This is a genomic window from Streptomyces sp. NPDC127068, assembly GCF_042724695.1.
Classification (GTDB): Bacteria; Actinomycetota; Actinomycetes; order Streptomycetales; family Streptomycetaceae; genus Streptomyces.
This window is the reverse complement of the sequence record NZ_JBHXEN010000067.1, coordinates 24,082-42,877: the sequence shown is the minus strand read 5'-3', so window position 1 is coordinate 42,877 and position 18,796 is coordinate 24,082. Positions and strand designations below refer to the sequence as shown.

General features: G+C 73.0%; 18 protein-coding genes. 4 read left to right on the top strand and 14 right to left on the bottom strand.

The annotated features are described in order from the left end of the window. Nucleotides 1-155: 155 nt before the first annotated feature. Nucleotides 156-1,268, bottom strand: a complete 1,113-nt coding sequence (locus tag ACFWIA_RS31135) for an SDR family oxidoreductase (protein WP_387010596.1) — start codon at nt 1,266-1,268, stop codon at nt 156-158. 191 nt (nt 1,269-1,459) lie between these two features. Here ACFWIA_RS31135 and ACFWIA_RS31130 point away from each other — a divergent pair, with 191 nt between their 5' ends. Both ACFWIA_RS31130 and ACFWIA_RS31125 read left to right on the top strand, forming a co-directional pair. Continuing rightward, nucleotides 1,460-2,941, top strand: coding sequence for a zinc-dependent metalloprotease (locus ACFWIA_RS31130; RefSeq protein ID WP_387010595.1), 1,482 nt, complete (start codon nt 1,460-1,462; stop codon nt 2,939-2,941). Beyond that, nucleotides 2,938-3,453: an NUDIX hydrolase gene (locus ACFWIA_RS31125; RefSeq protein WP_387010594.1), complete on the top strand. Its 516-nt coding sequence runs from the start codon at nt 2,938-2,940 to the stop codon at nt 3,451-3,453. The genes ACFWIA_RS31130 and ACFWIA_RS31125 overlap by 4 nt, the downstream gene beginning before the upstream one ends. 6 nt (nt 3,454-3,459) lie before the next feature. Here the strand turns inward: ACFWIA_RS31125 and ACFWIA_RS31120 are convergent, their stop codons facing one another. The 9 genes from ACFWIA_RS31120 to ACFWIA_RS31080 all read right to left on the bottom strand — a co-directional run bounded on the left by ACFWIA_RS31120 (nt 3,460) and on the right by ACFWIA_RS31080 (nt 13,704). After that, entirely contained in the window at nt 3,460-4,206 is a 747-nt protein-coding gene (locus tag ACFWIA_RS31120; RefSeq protein ID WP_387010593.1) for a hypothetical protein, read from the bottom strand. Then, nucleotides 4,203-5,762 carry an ATP-binding protein gene (locus ACFWIA_RS31115; protein ID WP_387010601.1) on the bottom strand — a complete coding sequence of 520 codons (1,560 nt, stop codon included), beginning with the start codon at nt 5,760-5,762 and terminating at the stop codon, nt 4,203-4,205. Before ACFWIA_RS31115 ends, ACFWIA_RS31120 begins: the two co-directional genes overlap by 4 nt. After that, nucleotides 5,762-6,445 carry a response regulator gene (locus ACFWIA_RS31110; RefSeq protein ID WP_387010592.1) on the bottom strand — a complete coding sequence of 228 codons (684 nt, stop codon included), beginning with the start codon at nt 6,443-6,445 and terminating at the stop codon, nt 5,762-5,764. The genes ACFWIA_RS31115 and ACFWIA_RS31110 overlap by 1 nt, the downstream gene beginning before the upstream one ends. A 25-nt stretch (nt 6,446-6,470) precedes the next feature. After that, a complete protein-coding gene (gene murJ, locus ACFWIA_RS31105; protein WP_387010600.1) occupies nt 6,471-8,219 on the bottom strand; it encodes a murein biosynthesis integral membrane protein MurJ in 1,749 nt (582 codons plus the stop codon). Nucleotides 8,220-8,221: 2 nt separating this feature from the next. Beyond that, on the bottom strand, nt 8,222-9,394 hold the full coding sequence (locus ACFWIA_RS31100; RefSeq protein ID WP_387010599.1) for a lipid II:glycine glycyltransferase FemX: 1,173 nt from the start codon (nt 9,392-9,394) through the stop codon (nt 8,222-8,224). A 296-nt stretch (nt 9,395-9,690) separates the two neighbouring features. After that, entirely contained in the window at nt 9,691-10,449 is a 759-nt protein-coding gene (locus tag ACFWIA_RS31095; RefSeq protein WP_387010591.1) for an AIM24 family protein, read from the bottom strand. Between the two features lie 15 nt (nt 10,450-10,464). After that, nucleotides 10,465-11,154 carry an AIM24 family protein gene (locus ACFWIA_RS31090; RefSeq protein WP_387010598.1) on the bottom strand — a complete coding sequence of 230 codons (690 nt, stop codon included), beginning with the start codon at nt 11,152-11,154 and terminating at the stop codon, nt 10,465-10,467. Between the two features lie 14 nt (nt 11,155-11,168). Then, nucleotides 11,169-12,863, bottom strand: a complete 1,695-nt coding sequence (locus tag ACFWIA_RS31085) for a TerD family protein (protein WP_387010590.1) — start codon at nt 12,861-12,863, stop codon at nt 11,169-11,171. 244 nt (nt 12,864-13,107) lie between these two features. Then, a complete protein-coding gene (locus tag ACFWIA_RS31080; protein ID WP_387010589.1) occupies nt 13,108-13,704 on the bottom strand; it encodes a M48 family metallopeptidase in 597 nt (198 codons plus the stop codon). 467 nt (nt 13,705-14,171) lie between these two features. Here ACFWIA_RS31080 and ACFWIA_RS31075 point away from each other — a divergent pair, with 467 nt between their 5' ends. Together ACFWIA_RS31075 and ACFWIA_RS31070 are read left to right on the top strand one after the other, a co-directional pair. Beyond that, the gene (locus ACFWIA_RS31075) at nt 14,172-15,419 is read left to right on the top strand and encodes a ThiF family adenylyltransferase (RefSeq protein ID WP_387010588.1); all 1,248 of its coding nucleotides are present in this window, start codon (nt 14,172-14,174) and stop codon (nt 15,417-15,419) included. Nucleotides 15,420-15,460: 41 nt separating this feature from the next. Continuing rightward, nucleotides 15,461-16,825 carry an ABC1 kinase family protein gene (locus tag ACFWIA_RS31070; protein ID WP_387010587.1) on the top strand — a complete coding sequence of 455 codons (1,365 nt, stop codon included), beginning with the start codon at nt 15,461-15,463 and terminating at the stop codon, nt 16,823-16,825. Nucleotides 16,826-16,840: 15 nt separating this feature from the next. Here ACFWIA_RS31070 and ACFWIA_RS31065 read toward each other — a convergent pair whose 3' ends face one another. The 4 genes from ACFWIA_RS31065 to ACFWIA_RS31050 all read right to left on the bottom strand — a co-directional run bounded on the left by ACFWIA_RS31065 (nt 16,841) and on the right by ACFWIA_RS31050 (nt 18,696). Next, complete coding sequence (locus ACFWIA_RS31065) at nt 16,841-17,074, bottom strand: hypothetical protein (RefSeq protein WP_387010586.1); 234 nt, start codon at nt 17,072-17,074, stop codon at nt 16,841-16,843. 451 nt (nt 17,075-17,525) lie between these two features. Beyond that, nucleotides 17,526-17,846 (bottom strand): hypothetical protein, encoded by a 321-nt coding sequence (locus ACFWIA_RS31060; RefSeq protein WP_387010585.1) that lies wholly within the window; start codon nt 17,844-17,846, stop codon nt 17,526-17,528. Then, nucleotides 17,843-18,211 carry a WhiB family transcriptional regulator gene (locus ACFWIA_RS31055; protein ID WP_362369541.1) on the bottom strand — a complete coding sequence of 123 codons (369 nt, stop codon included), beginning with the start codon at nt 18,209-18,211 and terminating at the stop codon, nt 17,843-17,845. The genes ACFWIA_RS31060 and ACFWIA_RS31055 overlap by 4 nt, the downstream gene beginning before the upstream one ends. 197 nt (nt 18,212-18,408) lie before the next feature. Continuing rightward, on the bottom strand, nt 18,409-18,696 hold the full coding sequence (locus ACFWIA_RS31050; RefSeq protein WP_387010597.1) for a hypothetical protein: 288 nt from the start codon (nt 18,694-18,696) through the stop codon (nt 18,409-18,411). Between the last annotated feature and the right edge of the window lie 100 nt (nt 18,697-18,796).

Below are 18,796 nucleotides of genomic sequence, written 5' to 3'. Positions count from 1 at the left end.
CGGCTGGGCCCCTCAGAGGGGCAGCCCCATAGGGGCGCGGGGAACTGCGCGGGCAACCACGACATGCCCGCAGGGAACAGCGCGCGTCAAGAGGCACCCCCCAGGGGCGCACGGAACAGCGCACCCGCAGCGACCGCGAACCGCGACGGGAACCGTCAGATGCGGCGGCGCGCCTTGCGCGCCCGCCGCACGAGCGCAGCCGTACCGAGCAACGCCACCGTAGCCCCCGCCGCCCCCGCGGCAGTCGCGTCCTTGCGCCCCAGCCGCCGCCCGGCCACCGTGTGCCGCCCGGAGACCTCCTCCAGCAGCTCCGCGAGGACCTCCTCGTTGGTCCACCGCGGACGCCACCCCGCGTCGTGCAGCCGACTCCCGCTGACCACCCACGGGTACATCGTGTACGCGAGGTCCCCCGCGGGCGACGGCGTGAGCCCGATGCGGTGCAGCCGCGCGGCGGCCCCGAGCGCGACGGCGGACGGCAGCTCCATGCGGCGGATGCCGCTGAGCTCCTCGACCTCCTCCTGCTCCAGCCAGCCCTCGCAGCCGACGGCCACTTCGCCCTCGACCTTCTCCAGCACCGCGTACTCCAGCGCCCCGCACAGGTCGTCGACGTGGCAGAACTGCCAGGCGGGCCGGGAGCCGGCGACCACGAGCAGCCGGGGCGACTCGAAGTAGCGGGTCAGCGCGGTGTCGGTGCCGCCGACGAGCACGGCGGGGCGCACCACGGTCACGTTCAGTCCGGGGTGCGCCTTGGGCGCCCGGCGGGCGAGCCGTTCGATCTCCAGCAGGTCGCCGACACCGGTCGCCTCGGCGGTGGCCCGCAGCTCGGCGTCCTCGGCGAGCGGCAGCTCGTTGTCGGCGAGGGCCCCGTAGACCATGGCGGAGGTGCACAGCACGACCCGGCGCACCCCGACGGCCGCGGCGGCCGTGAGCACGGTCTGGGTGCCGCGGACGTTGTAGGCGGTGCGGGCCGCCGCGTCGGTCTCCAGGTCGAGGTCGAGGGCGAGGTGGACGACGACGTCCGCGCCGCGGAGCTTCTCGGCGATGGCGGGGTCGCGCACGTCGAGGACGTGCCACTGTGCGTCCTCGCAGTCACCGCGCCGTTCGTCGATGGCGACGACCCGCTTGACCTCGTCGCTCGCGGCGAGCCGCGCCACGAGCAGCGCGCCCACCCCGGCCGCCGCGCCGGTCACGGCGACGACGGGCCCGCGCGGTGGCGGGCCGGCCGAGTGGTTTCGCGCTGCGCGAACCTGTTGATCTGGGGAACTCACCGGGCGTCTCCAGCGGTTGTCTTCAGTACGTACGGCTTGTGACGCGTACGGACCAGGTGGCACCCATCCTGCCGCAGGCCGGGAGTCGGCGGAGCACCGAGGCTCGATCGGCCCGGGGTGTCTACGCTGGGTGGTGACGCAGCGCATTCGCCGTCGGGAGACACCGGCGGCCCGACGAGCCGAGGAATCCCGTGAGTGACACCCCATTCGGATTCGGCCTTCCGCCGGAGGAGCCGGACAACGGCGACGAGGGCAAGCAGAAGGACCAGAGCGGTGGTGGTCAGGGACCTGCCAATCCGTTCGGTTTCGGGCTGCCCGGCATGGGCGGTCAGGGCGGGGACAACCCGTTCGCCGCAATGTTCGGTTCGATGAACCCCAACGACCTGGGCGCCGCGTTCCAGCAGCTCGGCCAGATGCTCTCGTACGAGGGCGGCCCGGTGAACTGGGACATGGCCAAGCAGATCGCCCGCCAGACGGTCTCCCAGGGCACGCCCGACGGCACCAAGGACGCCAGCGTGAGTCCGGCGGACCACGCCTGGGTCGAGGAAACGGTACGGCTGGCCGATCTCTGGCTGGACGGCGTCACCTCGCTGCCCTCGGGTTCGGGCTCGGCCGTGGCGTGGAGCCGCGCCGAGTGGGTGGAGGCCACCCTCCCGGTCTGGCGGGAACTGGTCGACCCGGTCGCCGAGCGGGTCGGCGCGGCCATGGGTCAGGTGCTGCCGGACGAGATGCAGGCCATGGCGGGCCCGCTGATCGGCGTGATGCGCTCGATGGGCGGCGCCATGTTCGGCACGCAGATGGGCCAGGCCGTCGGCGTCCTCGCGGGTGAGGTCGTCGGCTCCTCCGACATCGGGTTGCCCCTGGGCCCGACCGGGAAGTCCGCACTGCTCCCGTTGAACGTCGCCGCCTTCGGCAAGGACCTCAGCGTCCCCGAGGGCGAGGTGCGGCTCTACCTGGCCCTGCGCGAGGCCGCCCACCAGCGGTTGTTCGCCCATGTGCCGTGGCTGCGGGCGCACCTGTTCGGCGCGGTCGAGGGGTACGCGCGCGGCATCCAGGTCGACACCTCGAAGCTGGAGGACATGGTCGGCCAGCTCGACCCGTCGAACCCGGAGCAGATGCAGGACGCCCTCCAGCAGGGCATGTTCCAGCCGGAGGACACGCCGGCGCAGAAGGCCGCCCTGGCCCGGCTGGAGACCGCCCTCGCCCTGGTCGAGGGCTGGGTGGACGCGGTGGTGCACGAGGCGGCGAAGCCCCGGCTGTCGTCGGCGGACGCCCTGCGCGAGACGCTGCGTCGACGCCGCGCCTCCGGCGGCCCGGCCGAACAGACCTTCGCCACCCTGATCGGTCTGGAGCTCCGTCCGCGCCGACTGCGGGACGCCTCCCGGCTGTGGGCCTCGCTCACCGACGCGCGCGGGGTGGACGGGCGCGACGGCCTCTGGGCCCACCCGGACATGCTGCCCACGGCCTCCGACCTGGACGACCCCGACGGCTTCGTCCACCGCGAGCAGCTCGACTTCTCCGAGTTGGACAAGCTCCTCGGCGAGGCGGCGGGCGCCACCGGCCCCACCGGCACCGACGGCCCGGCGAAGAAGGCCGACCCCGGCGCCACCGGCCCCGACGACGGCAACGGCAAGGACAGCACCGACGGCGAGGACGGCGACGACAGCAAGTGAGCCTGTACGACGACACGGTCGAGGTCCTGCGCGGGTACGGCGACCAGGACGAACTGCGGGAGCTGTACCTCGCGCACCTGGCCGCCCACCCGGACGGGGTGTGGAGGTCCTGCGGGGACGGTCACGTCACGGCCAGTGCCCTGGTCGTCGACCCGGAGCGCGAACGGGTCCTGCTGACCCTCCACGGCAAGATCCACAAGTGGCTCCAGATGGGCGGTCACTGCGAATCCGGTGACCGCACCCTCGCGGGTGCGGCGCTGCGCGAGGCCACCGAGGAGTCCGGGATCGCCTCGCTGCGCCTGCTGCGCGGCGGACCGGTCCGGCTCGACCGGCATCTGACGCCGTGCGCCTGGCACCTCGACGTGCAGTACGCCGCGCTGGCCCCCGCGGGGGCGGTGGAAACGCTCAGCGACGAGTCCCTGGACCTGCGCTGGTTCGGCTACGACGAGGTGGCGAAGGTCGCGGACGCCTCGGTCGTACGGCTGCTGGAGGGCACCCGCGCCCTGCTGTGACGGGGCTCAGGGGACGGCGGGCGGCAGTGTCCCGCTGGTCGGCGGCGGTTCGCCGGAGAACCGTTCCGACGCCGGCTCGATCGGCTCGGTCGGCTCGGTCAGCTCGGTCGGCTCGGTCGGCTCGGCCGGCAGACGCGGCCAGGTGCGCTGGGACGGCGTCGAGGCCGCCGGCCGGGGGACGTCGTCGCGGTTGACGTCGACTCGGCAGGTGGTGGCCTCCATGTCGACGTCCGTTCCGTGCAGGGCCACCGGGCGCGTACCGCTCGGGCTCCCCGCGTAGGCGACGGTGCAGACGACCTGTTCGACGGCCCGGTCGTCGAGGTCGGCGAGCCGCAGCGGCAGGAACACCGCCGTGGCGTTCCCCGCCGCGTTCGTGCCGATGCCCAGCTTGCTGCCCACGACGGACGACTTCGGCAGTCCGGTGCGCAGTCCGGCGGCGCGTTCCTCCTTCGTGGGGCCGTCGAGGAGCGTCTTGAGCGCCCGGCCGAGGGTCACCGGGGTGGCGCCGCCCCAGGTGCCGTTGGTGAGGGGGCGGGGCACCGGGATCAGCTCGCCGTCCGGGGTCTCGAAGAACAGCAGCATCCAGTTGCCCTCGCCGGGAATGACGAGGACCGTCGCGGGGCCGCCGGCTTCGATGACGTCGGTGGCCTGCACCCCGCAGCCGGTGAGGGCGAGCGCCGCAGCCAGGGCCAGGCCGCGCACGGTCCGGCGGCGCACGGGTCGCCCGACGCTTCGGGTGCCGTTCGTGTTCACTGCGCGCCCTCCGGCCCGTACAGCGGTATCTCCACGGTGAACACGGCGCCCGCGCCGTCGACGCCGAGGCCGCCGCCGGGGAGGTTGGCGGCGCGGACGGCGCCGCCGTGCAAGTGGACGTTCTCCTGGGTGATGGCGAGGCCGAGCCCGCTGCCCGCGGAGCGCACCCGGGCGGCGTCCGCCTTGTAGAAACGGTCGAAGATGTGCGGCAGCACCTCGGGCCGGATGCCGGGGCCGCTGTCGATGACCTCGGTGACGAAGGTCGGCGTGCCGTGGGGCGTCGTGCCCCGGCGGAGCCGGACGGTGACGGGGGCGGCGCCGTGGCGCAGCGCGTTGCCGACGAGGTTGGCGACGACGACGTCGAAACGGCGCGGGTCGAGTCGGGCCCGGATGCCGTCGGGCAGGTCGGTGCGGACCCCTTCGGGGTGCCCACCGGTCCAGTGCCGACTGCGCAGGGTGCGGTGAATCGTTTCTGCCACGTCGACCTCGTCGGTGTGGAGTTCGGCGGCGCGGGCGTCGAAGCGGGAGATCTCCATCAGGTCCTCGACGAGCACGGCCAGCTTCCCCGTCTCGGCGCTGATCAGCCGGACCGCCTGGGCGGTGTCGGGCGGCAACCGTTCGGCGTCCTCGTCCAGGACCTCGGTGACGGCGAGCATCCCGGCCAACGGGGTGCGCAGTTCGTGGGAGACGTCGGAGGCGAAGCGCCGGGCGCGTTCCTCGGCGCGTCGGAGTTCGGTGACCGACTGTTCCAGCTTGCCCGCGGACTCGTTGTAGGTGTGGGCGAGGTCGGCGAGTTCATCGTTGCCCCGGACCGGGATGCGGGTGTCGAGCCGCCCGCTGCCCATGCTGCGGGCGGCCCGGCGCAGCTCGCGCACCGGGCGGAGCACGCTGCGGGCCGCGAGCAGGGCGGGCACCAGGGCGATGGCGAGGCCCGGCATGGCCCCGGCCCGGGCGGCGGCGACCAGAGCCTCGGTCTGGGCCTGTTCCTCGCGCATCGGCAACACCGCGTAGAGCACCAGGCGGGTGGGCAGCACCCCGTCGGTGCCGGCCCGGAAGACGGCCGGCACACCGATCGTGAGGTAGGGCTCGCCGTTCTTCAGCACCCGTTGGAAGCTGCCGTGCGGGTGGTCGGGCGAGGTGGCGGCGCGGCGCAGTTGCGGGGTGATGACCGTGGACGTCGGGCTGGTGCCCGAGGACACCCGCAGACTCCCGTACTCGGCGAAGACGACCCAGGTGCGGGGCTTGCCCTTGCGGGCGATCTTGAGCAGTTCGTCCTGGATGCTGCGGCGGGTCAGCGGCGGTTGCACCCACATCCCCGAGACCTGTTCGCGGAAGGACGCCACCGCGGTGTCCTGCACGGAACTGAGGACCGAGTTGCGGGCCTCCCGATAGGTGAGGGTCGCGGTGGTACCGGCGCTGACGGCGGCGACCAGCAGGAACGCCAGCACGAGCCGGGTCCGCAGCCCGAACGGCGCCCGCCGGCGCCGCCGGGCGGGCCCGGTCGCGTCCCGTGCCGTCGCGTCCGCAGCGTGCCGGGACCGGCGGGGGCGGCCGATCACAGGGGGCCGAAGCGGTAGCCGAAGCCGCGCAGGGTCTGGATGTAGCGGGGGCTGCCGGGGACGTCCTCGATCTTGTTGCGCAGCCGCCGCACACAGGCGTCGACCAGCCGGGCGTCACCGTGGTAGCTGTGCTCCCAGACGTGTTCGAGGAGCTGCTGACGGCTGAAGACCTGCTCGGGAGCCGCGCTCAGATGCAGCAGCAACCGCAGTTCGGAGGGGGCGAGGGCGAGGGCGCGCCCCGCTTTGGAGACGGCGAGCCCGGCCCGGTCCAGTACGAGTTCCCCGTGCGTCTCGACGGCGGATCGCCCGGAGCCGGGGGTGTCCAGCCGGCGCAGCACGGCGCGGATGCGGGCCTCGATGACCTCGGTGCGGGCGGGTTTGACGATGTAGTCGTCGGCGCCCGCCTCCAGCCCGATGACGATGTCGAAGTCGTCGCCGCGGGCGGTGAGCATGATGATCGGGAGTTGGCTGCGCTCCCGGACCCGGCGGCACACCTCGACGCCGTTGACGCCGGGCAGCATCAGGTCCAACAGCAGGAGGTCGGGGTGGAAATCGTCGACGGCGGCCAGCCCGTCCTCCCCGGTGGCGGCCGTACGCACCTCGTGTCCCCGGCGGCGCAGACCGAGTGCGACCCCTTCCCGGACGGAGAGGTCGTCTTCTATGAGGAGCACACGTGGCATGAGCGGATTATTCCAGGGGTCGGGATCAGCGCCGCAGCAGGCGTCGGGTGACGCCGCTGGTCAGCCGGTCGAGTTCGGTCAGGCGCAAGGGTCGGGCGAGCACCGCGAAGACGACGGCGATGACGGCACCGCCCCCGATCGCGGCGATCAGGTGGCCCAGCGGGGCGAGACCCACGGTGGTGTAGTGGGCGAGGGCGGTGGCGGGCACCGCCGCCGCCAGCAGCCGACCGTGCTCCCCCAGGGTGGTGGAGCGCCACAGCGGGCGGGTCGGCGACCGGCGGGCCCGCCGGCGGCTGCCCGCGGGCCGGCCGCCGCGGCGGTGGCCGGCGACCGGGGCGGTGCGGCGGGGCGTGAGCCTGCGGTGCAGGACGTACGCGGTGAGGGCCCAGCCGAGGAGCAGGGCGACCGAGTAGCCGCCCGCCATGCCGGTCACCGCGTACCGCGCCGGCAGCACCAGGTACGCGGTGACGGCCAGGCCCGCGTTCAGCCCCGCGATCACCAGGTTGAGGAAGAACGGGGTGCGGGTGTCCGACAGGGCGTAGAAGGCGCGGGCCACCACGTACTGCCCGGAGAACGCGATGAGTCCCGGGGCGAACGCCATCAGGGTGAGCGCCATGGCGGCGGTGTCGTCGGCGTCGGTGCGCCCGTACTGGAAGACCACCGCCATGGCGGGCCCCGCGAGGGCGAACAGCGCACAGGCCGCGGGCACGATCGCCGCGGCGGAGGTGCGCAGCGCCCCGGACACGTCGCGTCGCACGGCCGCGAGGTCGTCGTCGGCCGCGGCCCGGCTCATCCGCGGCACCAGGGCGGTGACCAGCGACACCGTCACGATGCCGTGCGGCACCGCCCACAACAGGTAGGCGTTGTTGTAGGCGCTGAACCCGACGCCCCCGTCGGTGCCGAGGGCCGCGGCCCGCTCACCGGCGGTGGTGGCGAGCCGGGTCACCACCCAGTACGCGGCCTGGTTGGTGAGGACGAGCAGCACCAGCCAGCCCGCGGAGCGCAGCGGCCGGGCGAGTCCGCTGCCGCGCCAGTCGAAACGGGGCCGCCAGCGGAACCGGGCGGTGCGCAGCGCGGGCACCAGGGCCACCGCCTGGAGGGCGATCCCGGCGGTGGTGCCCCAGCCGAGCAGCGCGGTCTCCGCACCGGTGAGGTCACCGCCGTCGCCGACCGCGAGGTACAGGCCGAACACGGAGATGACGACGACGTTGTTGAGGACCGGGGTCCACATCATCGCGCCGAACCGGCCGCGCGCGTTGAGCACCTGACCCAGCAGGGTGAACACCCCGAGGAAGAAGATCTGCGGCAGGCAGTAGCGGGCGAACGCGACGGTGAGGGCGGCCTGTTCCCCGTCGTACCCGGTGTACGCCTCCACGATCACGGGTGCCGCCCACACCGCGGCCCCGGTGAGGGCGAGCAGCGCGAGCACGCACACGGTGAGCAGCCGGTCCGTCCAGGCCGCGCCCCCGTCGGCGTGTTCCTTCGCGGCCCGCACCAGTTCGGGGACGAACACCGCGTTGAGGGCGCCGCCGATCAACAGGGTGTAGACGATCATCGGGACGGCGTTGGCGACCGCGTACCCGTCGGCGGCGAGCCCCACGCCGAGCGCGGCGGCGACGATCGCGGAGCGCAGGAACCCGGTGGCCCGGGACACGAGGGACCCGGCGGCCATGATCGCGCCGCTGCGGGCGACGGAGGGGGCGGCCCGACGGTCGACGCGGGTGCGCGGGGTGCTCGCCGCGGGTCCGGTGGGCGCCCCGGGTCCGGCGGTCACGCTCACCGGCGGGCCAGGTACGCCTGGAAGGCCCGGTACAGGGCGTGGTTGGTGGTGCCGGGCAGCGGACGTTCCCACTCCCCCAGCGTCTCGACGACCTCGCCCCCGGTGCCGAGCTTCCACCGCATCAGCCCGAAGGGCCGGTCGGCGGGGTCGAGGGTGGCGGGCACCCCGCGCATGTCGTAGACGTCCGCGCCGAGGGCGTGCGCGTCCAGGATCATCCGCCACTGGAGGGCGTTGGACGGCCGCACGTCCCTGCGGTGGTCGGCGGACGCGCCCGTCTGGTACCAGACCCGCCGGCCCACCGTGACCATGGTGTGCGCGGCGAGGACCTCCCCGGCGTGCCGGGCCAGGTAGAGCCTCATCCGGCCGGGCTCCTCGGCGTTCAACGCCGCGTACTGGCGCTCGTAGTAGTCGAGGGAACGACCGAGACGGAACCCGTCGCGACGTTCGGTCAGGCCCAACAGCCGGTAGAACTCCGGCAGTTCGGCGGCGCTCCCGACGACGACCTCGACACCGGACTTCTGGGCCCGGCGGATGTTGCGCCGCCACTCCTGGTTGAGCCCCGACCACAGTTCGTCGGGGGTGCGCCCGGCCAGCGGCACTTGGAAGACGTACCGGGGTTGGGCGTCCCCGTCGCCGCCCGCGACGGCCGCGGCGCCCGGGCCGCCCTTCGCGCCGCGGACGGGGTCGCCGCAGCGGTGCCAGCCGCGGGCGCGCAACCGTTCGGCGACGACGGTGCCGAGCGGGTCGACCGCGCAGTCGAGGACGTCGGTGAGGTGCGCGCCGGGACCCGTCCGGGCCTTGAGGGTCCGGGCGGTCCAGCGGCGGTGGGCGGGCGAGGGCCCGATGCGCACCGCGAAGGCGCCGGCGGCCCGCAGGTGGTCGAGCAGCGGGTCGAGCCAGGCGTCGACGTCCGGCGCCGCCCAGTCGACGACCGGGCCCTCCGGCAGGTAGGCGAAGTACTTGCGGGTGCCGGGGAACTGGCGCAGCAGCGCCAGGGCGACCCCGTGCAGGAGTCCGGCGGCCGGGTTCGGGCCCCAACCGAACAGCAGGGGCCGCCACTGCTCCTTGACACGTGCCCACGACGGGCATTGGAGGAAGCCGGCGCCGAGCGCGTCGCCGGCGCGGGACGCCAGGAACGCCCGGTACTGGGCTTCGGTGACGGGCTCCAGCCGGACGGGCGCCGCCTGGGGGCCGGAACCCGGGCCGTGTCCCGCGGGTCGGTGGCCGTGCGCTGTGGCGGCGGAGTACGGCAGGTCCCGGCCGGGCGTCGTGAGGACAGCAGACACAGTGTGAGCCTCTCTTCCATCCCCGGGTGGGTACCGGGGACGGCAGGGATGCTCACAGGTGGGCGTGACCGCGCCGAGCAGGGTGTGTGACGGGACGATGACCGTTGCGGGAGGCGGTCGTCACCGTTCCGTCACACACGCCCCGCGACGGGGCCGGCTCGGGATGCGCGGCCGGGCGGTCAGTTCCAGTCGTTGCCGCGGTTCTGGCCGTGGGAGCCGCGGTCGCCCATGCCGAACTGCGCGGCGACACCGGACCCGATCCGCGCGTTCTGCGGGGGCAACAACTCGCTCGGTTGCACGAGGACGTACCCCTCGCCCTGGAAGCCGAGCTCCCAACCCTCCCCGGTGTTGCCGCGGCGGCTGCGCGCCGTGCTCGACTGGGTCTGGGCCTGCATCTGGACCCGCAGCCCGGCGGACCAGGCGACGATCGCGTCCGAGTCGACGTTGATCGAGGTGCTCTCGCGCCCCACCCGCAACATCAGCGGCTCACCGGAGGTCATGAGGGCGACCTTGCCCCGGCCGGTGATGTTGAGCTGGTACTTCCCGGTCCCCGAGATGCCGTACTGGCTGTCCACGGCGATGACCTGGAAGTTCAGCGTGGAGTCCAGGGCGAGGACGTAGGAGCTGTCGACGGTGAGGCCGTCCGACTCGATGTCGACCAGGTGGACGTACTGGGCGAGGTTCGCGAAGTACACGATGCCCTCGCCCTGGCAGCGCATCAGGTCCAGGCCCTCACCGGTCTGTCGGCGACGGCGACGTTCCTGGCCGCTCTGGTACTCGGCGTCGAACTCGACGGACCCCTGGTAGGCGACCATCGACCCCTTGCGGGCGAGGACGTCGTCCCGGCCCGTCAGGGCGACCCGCAGCAGCTGCGGGTTCTGGAGGGAGTACCGCTCCCGGGTCTGGTTGTCCGCATGGGCGAACAGCGGGCTCTGCATGGTGTGCGCTTCCCCTCAGCCCCGGATACGGAGACGGTCGGTGCTGTCCTCGCTGGGCTGGACGACGACGATGCCCTGCCCGGAGAACGCCATCTGGAATGCCTCGCCGCTGCCCCGGCCGACCAGCGCCCCGGCCTTGAAGCTGCGCTTGCCCTTCACCTTGAGGTTCGGGGACCAGGCGAGCAGCGCGTCGGGGTCGACGTACGTCTCGTCCTCGCCCCGGCCGCACTCCACGACGATCGGCGTGCCGCGCGAGGTGAGCGCCACCCAGCCCTGACCGCCGACCGTGACGTTCCACAGGCCCTGGCCGGCGAGCCGGGTGAGTCCCTTGACCTTCTCCACGCCCCACTGGAGGTGGGCGTCGAACGCCAGGAGGTTGCTGCCGTTGACCGAGATCGCGTCGCCCCCCAGGTTCAGCACCACGGTGTCGGCACCGTAGTCGGCGAGGTACAGCAGCCCGTCGCCGAAGCACCGCATCAGCGGGGCGCCCTCACCGGTCGCCCACTCCCGGGCCTGCTGGCGCAGCGCGGGCGGACTGCCGTCGTACTGGACGTATCCGTCGTAGGCGACCATGGAGCCGGCCCGGGCGTAGACGTCCTGCCCGGTCTGGAGGGCCACCTTGACCATGTGCTTGCCGTGGTTCTCCATGCGGACGCCCACGGGGGCGGCGGGGGCCGGGGCGAAGCCCGGGAAGTGTGGGTCCATCATGACGGTCTCCCTCAGGCCTCGTAGGGCTGGACGACGACGAAGTTCCCGGGCGCGCCGCGGAACTGGAGGTTCACGCCCTCACCCGTGGAGCCCGCCGAGCGGTTCGACCGCAGTCGCACCTGACTGGTGACGATCACCTGGGCGCCCGCCGACCAGGCGACCAGCGCATTGCAGTCGGCGAACGTGCTCGGGGTGACCGGCAGGACGACCGGGACGCCGTGCGTCTTCACGATCAGGGTGCCGGCCCCTTGGAACTGCATGGTGAACAGGGCGCCGCCCGGAATGCCGTGCCCCTCGATGCGGCGGACCTCGTACTGGAGCGTCTCGTCGAAGGCGAGGACGTTCTCCGCGGAGACGCAGACCGCGTCGCCCTGCAACTCGATGGTGTGCAGGTGCGACGCCTCCTCGGCGAAGAACACCTGCCCCTTGCCGGTGCAGCGCATCAGCTGCATCTCCTGGCCCGTGCCGCTGCCGACGGCGCGGCCGACGAAGCCGGCGCTCTTGTGGCTGAAGTCGACCTTGCCCTGGTACAACACCATGCTGCCCTGCCGGGCGAGCACGCCGCCGCCTCCGGCGGCGAGGTCCACCCGGGCCAGCTTCTCGCTCTGCATCGTCCAGCGCTGGCCGGTCGCGAGTTCGTTGAAGCGTTGCAGTCCGGCGGCGACACCCGTCGGGGTGGCGGCCTGCGCACTCGGTGCCCCGGCGGCGAAGGGCTGACCGGCGGCGAACGGGGCCGGGGCCTGGTGGGGCGCTTGAGCTTGGTGGGGCGCCTGGCCTTGGTGGGGCGCCTGCGGCTGGTCGTAGCCCGGGGGCGGCGGGGCGGACGGCGTGCCGTAGCCGGGGGGCGGCGGGGCGGACGGCGCCGGCACCTGGGGTGCGACGGGCTGGGGGTATCCCGGCGGCGGCGGGGCCGACGGCTGGGTGTGTCCGGGCGGGGCCGCGGCGAGCGGCGCGGCCATCGTCGGCGCGGCGTGGACCGGCGGCACCGGAGGCGCGGGCTGCACGGCGGCGGGCGGTACGGGAGCGGCGGGCGCCGCGGGCTGCACGGTCGGTGCGGGGGCTGGCGGTGCGAAACCGGGCGCGGGGGCCGGTGCTGCGGGGGGCGCGAAGCCGGGAGCCGGCTGGCCCTGGGCCGGGGGTGCGAACCCGGGCACCGGATCAGGGGCGGCCGGCTCATCCTCGGCGACCTCGCCGCCGAAGTTCCGCAGCAACGCGTCCAGCCCGCCGTCGAACCCCTGCCCGACGGCGGCGAAGCGCCACACGTCCTTCAGGTACAGGTCCCCGAGCATCACGGCACGCTCCGTCGTGAACTCGGTGCCGTCGAACGGGTACCGGGCGACTTCCTCGCCACCCGCGACGATACGGAGGTAACCGGGCGCGATCTGCGACATCTGGCCGGCGCCGTCGATCGCCGCGGTGAACGACAACCTGTGGACGGTCGCGGGGATCTTCTCCAGCGTGACCCGGAACGACTCGGTGTCCCCGGCCTGCGGGCCGAGCAGCTGAATCGCTTCCTCCGGGCTCTTCGGCTGATTGAAGAACACGAAGTACCGGTCGTCCGACAATTCGTCCTTCGCGTCGAGCCCGAAGCAGCTGATGTCGAAGGTCAACCCCGGCGCGGCTATCTGCACACCGACGTACAGATCGGTACCCGCGGTGAGATCACTGATCTTGGCCTTGTGGCCCCGTTGGAATTCCCTGGCCATGCGTTACGACCGTCCCCCATCCCGGATACGTGTACGTCGCGACAGGCTAACCGCAAACGCCGACATCGGAGCATCCCGGTACAGACCCGGTACACAAACGCATTCGCAACGGCACACCAAACGATCACTCGTGCTGCGTCCGCGCGCCGGCCCGTGCCGTGCCGTGTCGTGTCGTGTCGTGTCGTGACCGACGGTGCGGCGAAGGGGGCGCCCGGCAGTGCCGTCGGGGCGCCGCCCCGGGGCGTCACTCCTCGGACGTCACCGGCCGGTACGGGAGCCGGTCGGCGGCGACCACTCCTTCGAGATAGCCGCGGGCCCGCTCGGTCTTGGGGTACGCCTCCAGCAATCGCCAGAAGTCCGGACCGTGCCCCGGCACCAGCAGGTGCGCGAGCTCATGGAGCAACACGTAGTCGACGACGTACTCGGGCATCCCCTGGAGCCGGTGCGAGAGCCGGATGCTGGCCTCGGAAGGCGTGCACGACCCCCAACGGGTGTTCTGGTTGGTGACCCACCGCACGGACAGCGGTCGCGCGAGACCGTCGAAGTACTGCCCCGACAAGCGCTCGGCGCGCTGCACGAGCTCCGCGTCCCCGAGCAGCCGCTTGCTCTCCTGCGCGGCGAGCTTGTCGAGCATGACGCCCACCCACCGCTGCTCCTCCGCCTCGGACATCCGGGCGGGGATGAGCACCACGGTACGGTCGCCCTCCCGGTACGCGGAGACCGTACGCCGTCGACGCGCACTCCTGCGCACCTCGACCGCGCTCGACCGCGAGCCGCCGGACAGGCGGCTCGTCGTACTGCGCGGTGGTTGTCCGGCGCTGTGCAAGGGGTCGACGGGCACGCCACGACGTTACCCGTTGCACCGGTGAGAAGTCCCGACCCCGGGTCGGGTCCCCGTTGATCCACTCCCTCAGCGTCGAGCCGGTATGAAGAATCCCCCCGCCTGTGGATAACTTTCCGCACCCTCACCCCCGATTCCGCATCATTGAACACACCGGCGGAGCACGGGGGTCTCCGCCGGTGCAGCAGCCCGCTCTTCCTGGGCCGGGGCCGGGCTCGGGGCCGGACCGGGGCCAAAGACCCGGGGCCAAAGACCCGGGGCCGGATCTGGGGTACGGGGACACGACCACTGGTCGGTGCTCGGGCTCCTGGGCCCGGCATCCGCCGCCGTCCCGCGGGGCGGCGGCGAGGGGAGGGCGGTGCGGGGGTGTGGGTGGGGAGGGGGGCTGGGGTGGGGAGGGGGAGGGGGGAGCCCCCCCAAGAACAGCGCGAACCAAATCAACCGTCACCGCCCAAGGAGCACCCGCCATGCCCGCGCACCCCCTGCTGAAGCCCGCTCTCCGACGTGCTTGGCGTGACCTGCGCACCGTTCAGTGCGGCGTGGCTCCGGCGCACGCGCTGACCTTCGGGCCCCTCGACCCGGCGACCGCCTCGTTCCTGGCCCTCCTCGACGGCACCCGGGGACGCGTGCTCCTGCGCGAGGAGGCCCGGCGGCTGGGGCTGCCCGACGGCCGCGCCGATGCCGTAGTGGAGCAGCTCGCTGAGGCGGGGCTCCTGGACGACACGACGGGCGGCGGCCCTTCGGCCGGGGCGCTGCGCCGGCGCGGCACCGTCGTCGACCGCCTCCGCGCCGATCACGCCTCGCTGACGGTGACCCGGCTGGGGGCGGGCGCGGCGATGCGTGCCCTGGCGGCGCGCGGCACGGCGCGGGTTCAGGTGCGGGGTGCGGGGCGTACCGGTGCCGTGATCGCCTCGCTGCTGGCGGCGGCGGGGGTGGGGCTGGTGGACGTGCGCGACGGGGGTCGCGTCGCGCCCTGGGAGGTGGGACCGGGTGGGCACGGTCCCGATGCAGTGGGTGAGCGGCGTGAGGACTCCGCACGTCGAGCGGTGCGCGGGGCCAGGCCGGATCGGGCACCGCGGCCCCGCCCACGGTCGCGACCCCGACCACGGCCTTCCGGGGGACAGGCTTCTCCCGATGCCCCGGATGCCCCCGACACCTCTGGCACCTCTGACACCTCCGGCACCCCGTGCCCCTCCCCCACCGCTGAGCCGCCGCTCGCCCTGGTGCTCCTCACCCCGCGCGAGGGGGTGGACGTCCACGCACCCGACCCGGGAGCGGCGGCGGAGCTCATGGCGGCCGGGGTCCCGCACCTGTATGCGGGGGTGGTGGAGGGTACGGGGGTGGTGGGGCCGTTGGTGCTGCCCGGGGTGACGGCCTGCGCCCAGTGCCTCGCGTTGCACCAGCTGGCTGACGATCCCGCCTGGCCGCGTTTGTTGGCCCAGTGGCGTTCGGGGGCCGCGCAGCGCGTCCCGCCCTGTGATGTGACACTGGCCACTGCGGTGGCGGGACTCGCCGCCGGGCACGCGTTGGCCGTGCTGGACGGTACGGTTCCGGCGAGTGCGGACAGTCGCTGGGAGGCCGTGTTACCGCGTCTCGCCTGGCGTGCGCGGTCGTTGGGGCCGCACCCGGAGTGTCGGTGTGGTGCGGCGGCCCGCGCCGCGAATGCGGAACACCCCTCCGGGCGACCCGCGGCACACGAGACAATGGCCCGGTAGCCGCCGTACGCGGCACGGCGGTCTGGGACTTGGAGGGGCGTATGTCTGATCTTCCCCGGAAGGCGGTTACCCGAACCGCCAAGCTGGCCGCGCTGCCACTCGGCATCGCCGGGCGCGCGACGTGGGGGCTCGGGAAACGCATCGGCGGCAAGTCCGCGGAGATCGTGGGGCGGGAGCTGCAACAGCGCACGGCCGACCAGTTGTTCAAGGTCCTCGGTGAGCTGAAGGGCGGGGCGATGAAGTTCGGGCAGGCGATGTCCGTCTTCGAGTCGGCCCTTCCGGAAGAGGTGGCGGGGCCGTACCGGGCCGCCCTCACGAAGCTCCAGGAGGCCGCGCCTCCGATGCCGAAGCGCACGGTGCACGGGGTGTTGGTGGAGCGGTTGGGGGAAGACTGGCGCGACTTGTTCGAGGAGTTCGAGGACGAGCCGGCGGCGGCGGCGTCGATCGGTCAGGTGCACCACGCGGTCTGGCACGACGGGCGCGAGGTGGCCGTCAAGATCCAGTATCCGGGCGCGGGTGAGGCGCTGTTGTCGGACCTCACGCAACTGGGGCGCTTCGCCAAGATGTTGGGGCCGCTGTTGCCGGGCGTGGACGTGAAGCCGCTGATCGCCGAGATGCGGGACCGGGTCGAGGAGGAGCTCGACTACGGCTTGGAGGCGCAGGCGCAGCGCGTCCATGCGGAGGAGTTCGCCGATGATCCGGACGTGTGGGTGCCGGCGGTGGTTCACCAGTGCGATCGGATACTGGTGACGGAGTGGATCGAGGGCGTTCCGCTGTCGGAGGTGATCGCCGACGGGTCGAAGGAACAGCGGGACCGTGCGGGGCAGTTGCTGGCCCGGTTCCTGTTCTCGGGCCCTGCTCGGACGGGGTTGCTGCACGCCGATCCGCATCCGGGGAACTTCCGTCTGCTGCCGGACGGTGACGGGGGTTGGATGCTCGGTGTCCTGGACTTCGGGACGGTGGACCGGTTGCCCGGTGGTCTGCCCGCGACGATAGGCGAGTCCCTGCGGATGACGCTGGACGGCGAGGCGGAGGCCGTGTACCAGTTGTTGCGTGACGAGGGTTTCGTGAAGGCGGACATCGCGCTCGATCCGCAGGGGGTGGTCGACTACCTGTTGCCGATCGTCGAGGCTGCCGAGGTGGACGAGTTCACGTTCACCCGGGAGTGGATGCGGAGGCAGGCGGCTCGGATCGCTGATCCGCGGTCGCCCGCGTACCAGTTGGGCAAGCGGTTGAACCTTCCGCCGGCGTATCTGTTGATCCACCGGGTGACGCTCAGCACGATCGGTGTGTTGTGCCAGCTGGGTGCGACGGTTCGGCTCCGCGCGGAGTTGGAGGCGTGGGTTCCCGGTTTCCTGCCGGACGAGGACGTCTCCGAGGCGGCCGTACCGGCCGGTTCGTCCTGACCGCGGGACGCCCGGTCACCACCAGGGTGAGTCGAGGCGACCCTCGATGGCTCTGAGGTTGTTCCGGGCGCACCGGTCGCAGAAGTAGCGGCGGACTCCGTTCTCGACGGAACAGGTCCAGGTGGTGGCGGCGCCGTCGGTGGTGCCGCAGCGGGCGCAGGCGGTCGGGGTGTCGGGTGCGGGGCCGGCGCCGCTGGTGCGGTCGGGGGCACGGGTGCCGCTGGGGTTGTCGATGTTCTGACGTTCCACCGGGCGACGATATCCCCGCGGTGACGGGTCGGCCGACCGCGGCGCAGCGCTGTCGGCGGGGGCGCCGGGTCGGGGTGGGTTCGCGGTGGCGTCGGTGTGCGGCGTGTGCGTCAACTGCCTACGGGGGCCGGTCCGTTCGGGACTGGCCCCCGCGGGCTGGTGGGTGCTGCGCGGGTTCCGGATCGAGAACCGCACACTCGTTCTACGGGCGGCTGTCGACTCCGCGGCGGCTGCTCGCCCGGGGCGGCGGGGGCGGCCGTGCGGGGTGCCGCCGCACCGGGCCCCGCAGGGTGCCGTGTGCGTGTTCCACGTGTCGCGGTAGCCGTTGCCCATGCCGCGGCAGGCGTTCCCCGTGCCGTACGGGTGTTCAGCGGACCGTGCAGGCGTTCCGCGTGCCGTGCCGGTGCGGTGACCGTGGTGGTCGCCGCACCGGATGCGGGGGTACTGCGCGTTACTGCATGACGGCGACGGCGAGCGCGCGGCGCGCCCGCATCGACGCACGTTCGGCACGGCGCTGCATGCGCCGGGCCGCGACGATCCGGGCGGCCGGGCGGGCCGCCTCGGCCTCTCGAAGCCGCTCGCGCATATGCGCGCGTGCCAGGGCTTCTGGGATGAGTTGCATGGCTCGGTTCCTGTTCTGGCGTGCTTCGACGCCGGTGGTGGTGGAGAAGTCTGTGTGCGTGGAGCCGGCGGGCTCGTGGGTGGTGGTCATCGGGGCCTGTTTCCGGGGGTCGTGCGTGAGGGGGCGGTCGATGGTGCCTAGGGCGTTCATGCGCTGACCGGGTTCTTGCGCGGACGGCCGCGGGGCCGCTTCCGGGCGACGACGACACCCTGGACGAACAGTTCGCCGCCCCAGACGCCCCACGGCTCGCGCCGCTCCTTGGCCCCGGCGAGACAGGCTTCGACGAGCGGGCAGGTTCGGCACAGCGACTTGGCGTACTCGACGTCGGCCGGCGACTCCGCGAAGAAGACCTCCGGGTCGTAGGAGCGGCAGGGTACGGGTACGCCGAGGTTCTCGATGGCGTCGTCGAGCGCGGTGAGCGCGGTGAGGGGCGTCACGGTGGAGTCCTTCGTGGGGCCGGGCGGGGAGATCGTGTCCGAGGGCGGAGCTGACGGAGCGTGCGCTTCGAGTTGCACGGGGTGTCTTCCTCGTTTGGTTCGGTCCGGCCGGTCGGCCGGTGGCTGTCTCCCGCAGCGGTGGCTGGGGAGGCTGGTACCGGGTTGTTCTGTTGTCCCGAGACCCCTTCGCTCCGTCTTCCCGCTCGGGGAAAACAGAAGGGCCGCGGATCCCGGGTGGGGTTCCGCGGCCCTGAAGGCGCCGGCCTGATCGAGGATCAGGCTGGATGACTCCAGGGTTCGAGCCCACGGAAGGCCCACATCGTGTGGTGCTGCTTCGACTGCCGCTTGCCGAGTTCGGCGCCGGTCGCGGTAAAGCCATAGGCCAGTGCCTTGGCTGCCTCTCCTGCTTCCGGTGCCTCGGTCGGTCGGCCGGAGCGCTCGCGGATCACGAGGCCATTGGCGACCAGGACGGGCTCAGGACGCAGAGCGACGGCGGCGGACAGACCTGTCCCCGGGTTCGAGAAGCCGGGCAGGCAGGAGGCGATGGCCGAGCGATCGTGCATCACGGCGCTGCTGACGAAGGTGCGGGTCTTGATGCTGCTCACTGGATTCGCCTCCTCTCGGCGTCTTGGGGGACCTGGTCGAGCCTGGTCCGACGGATAT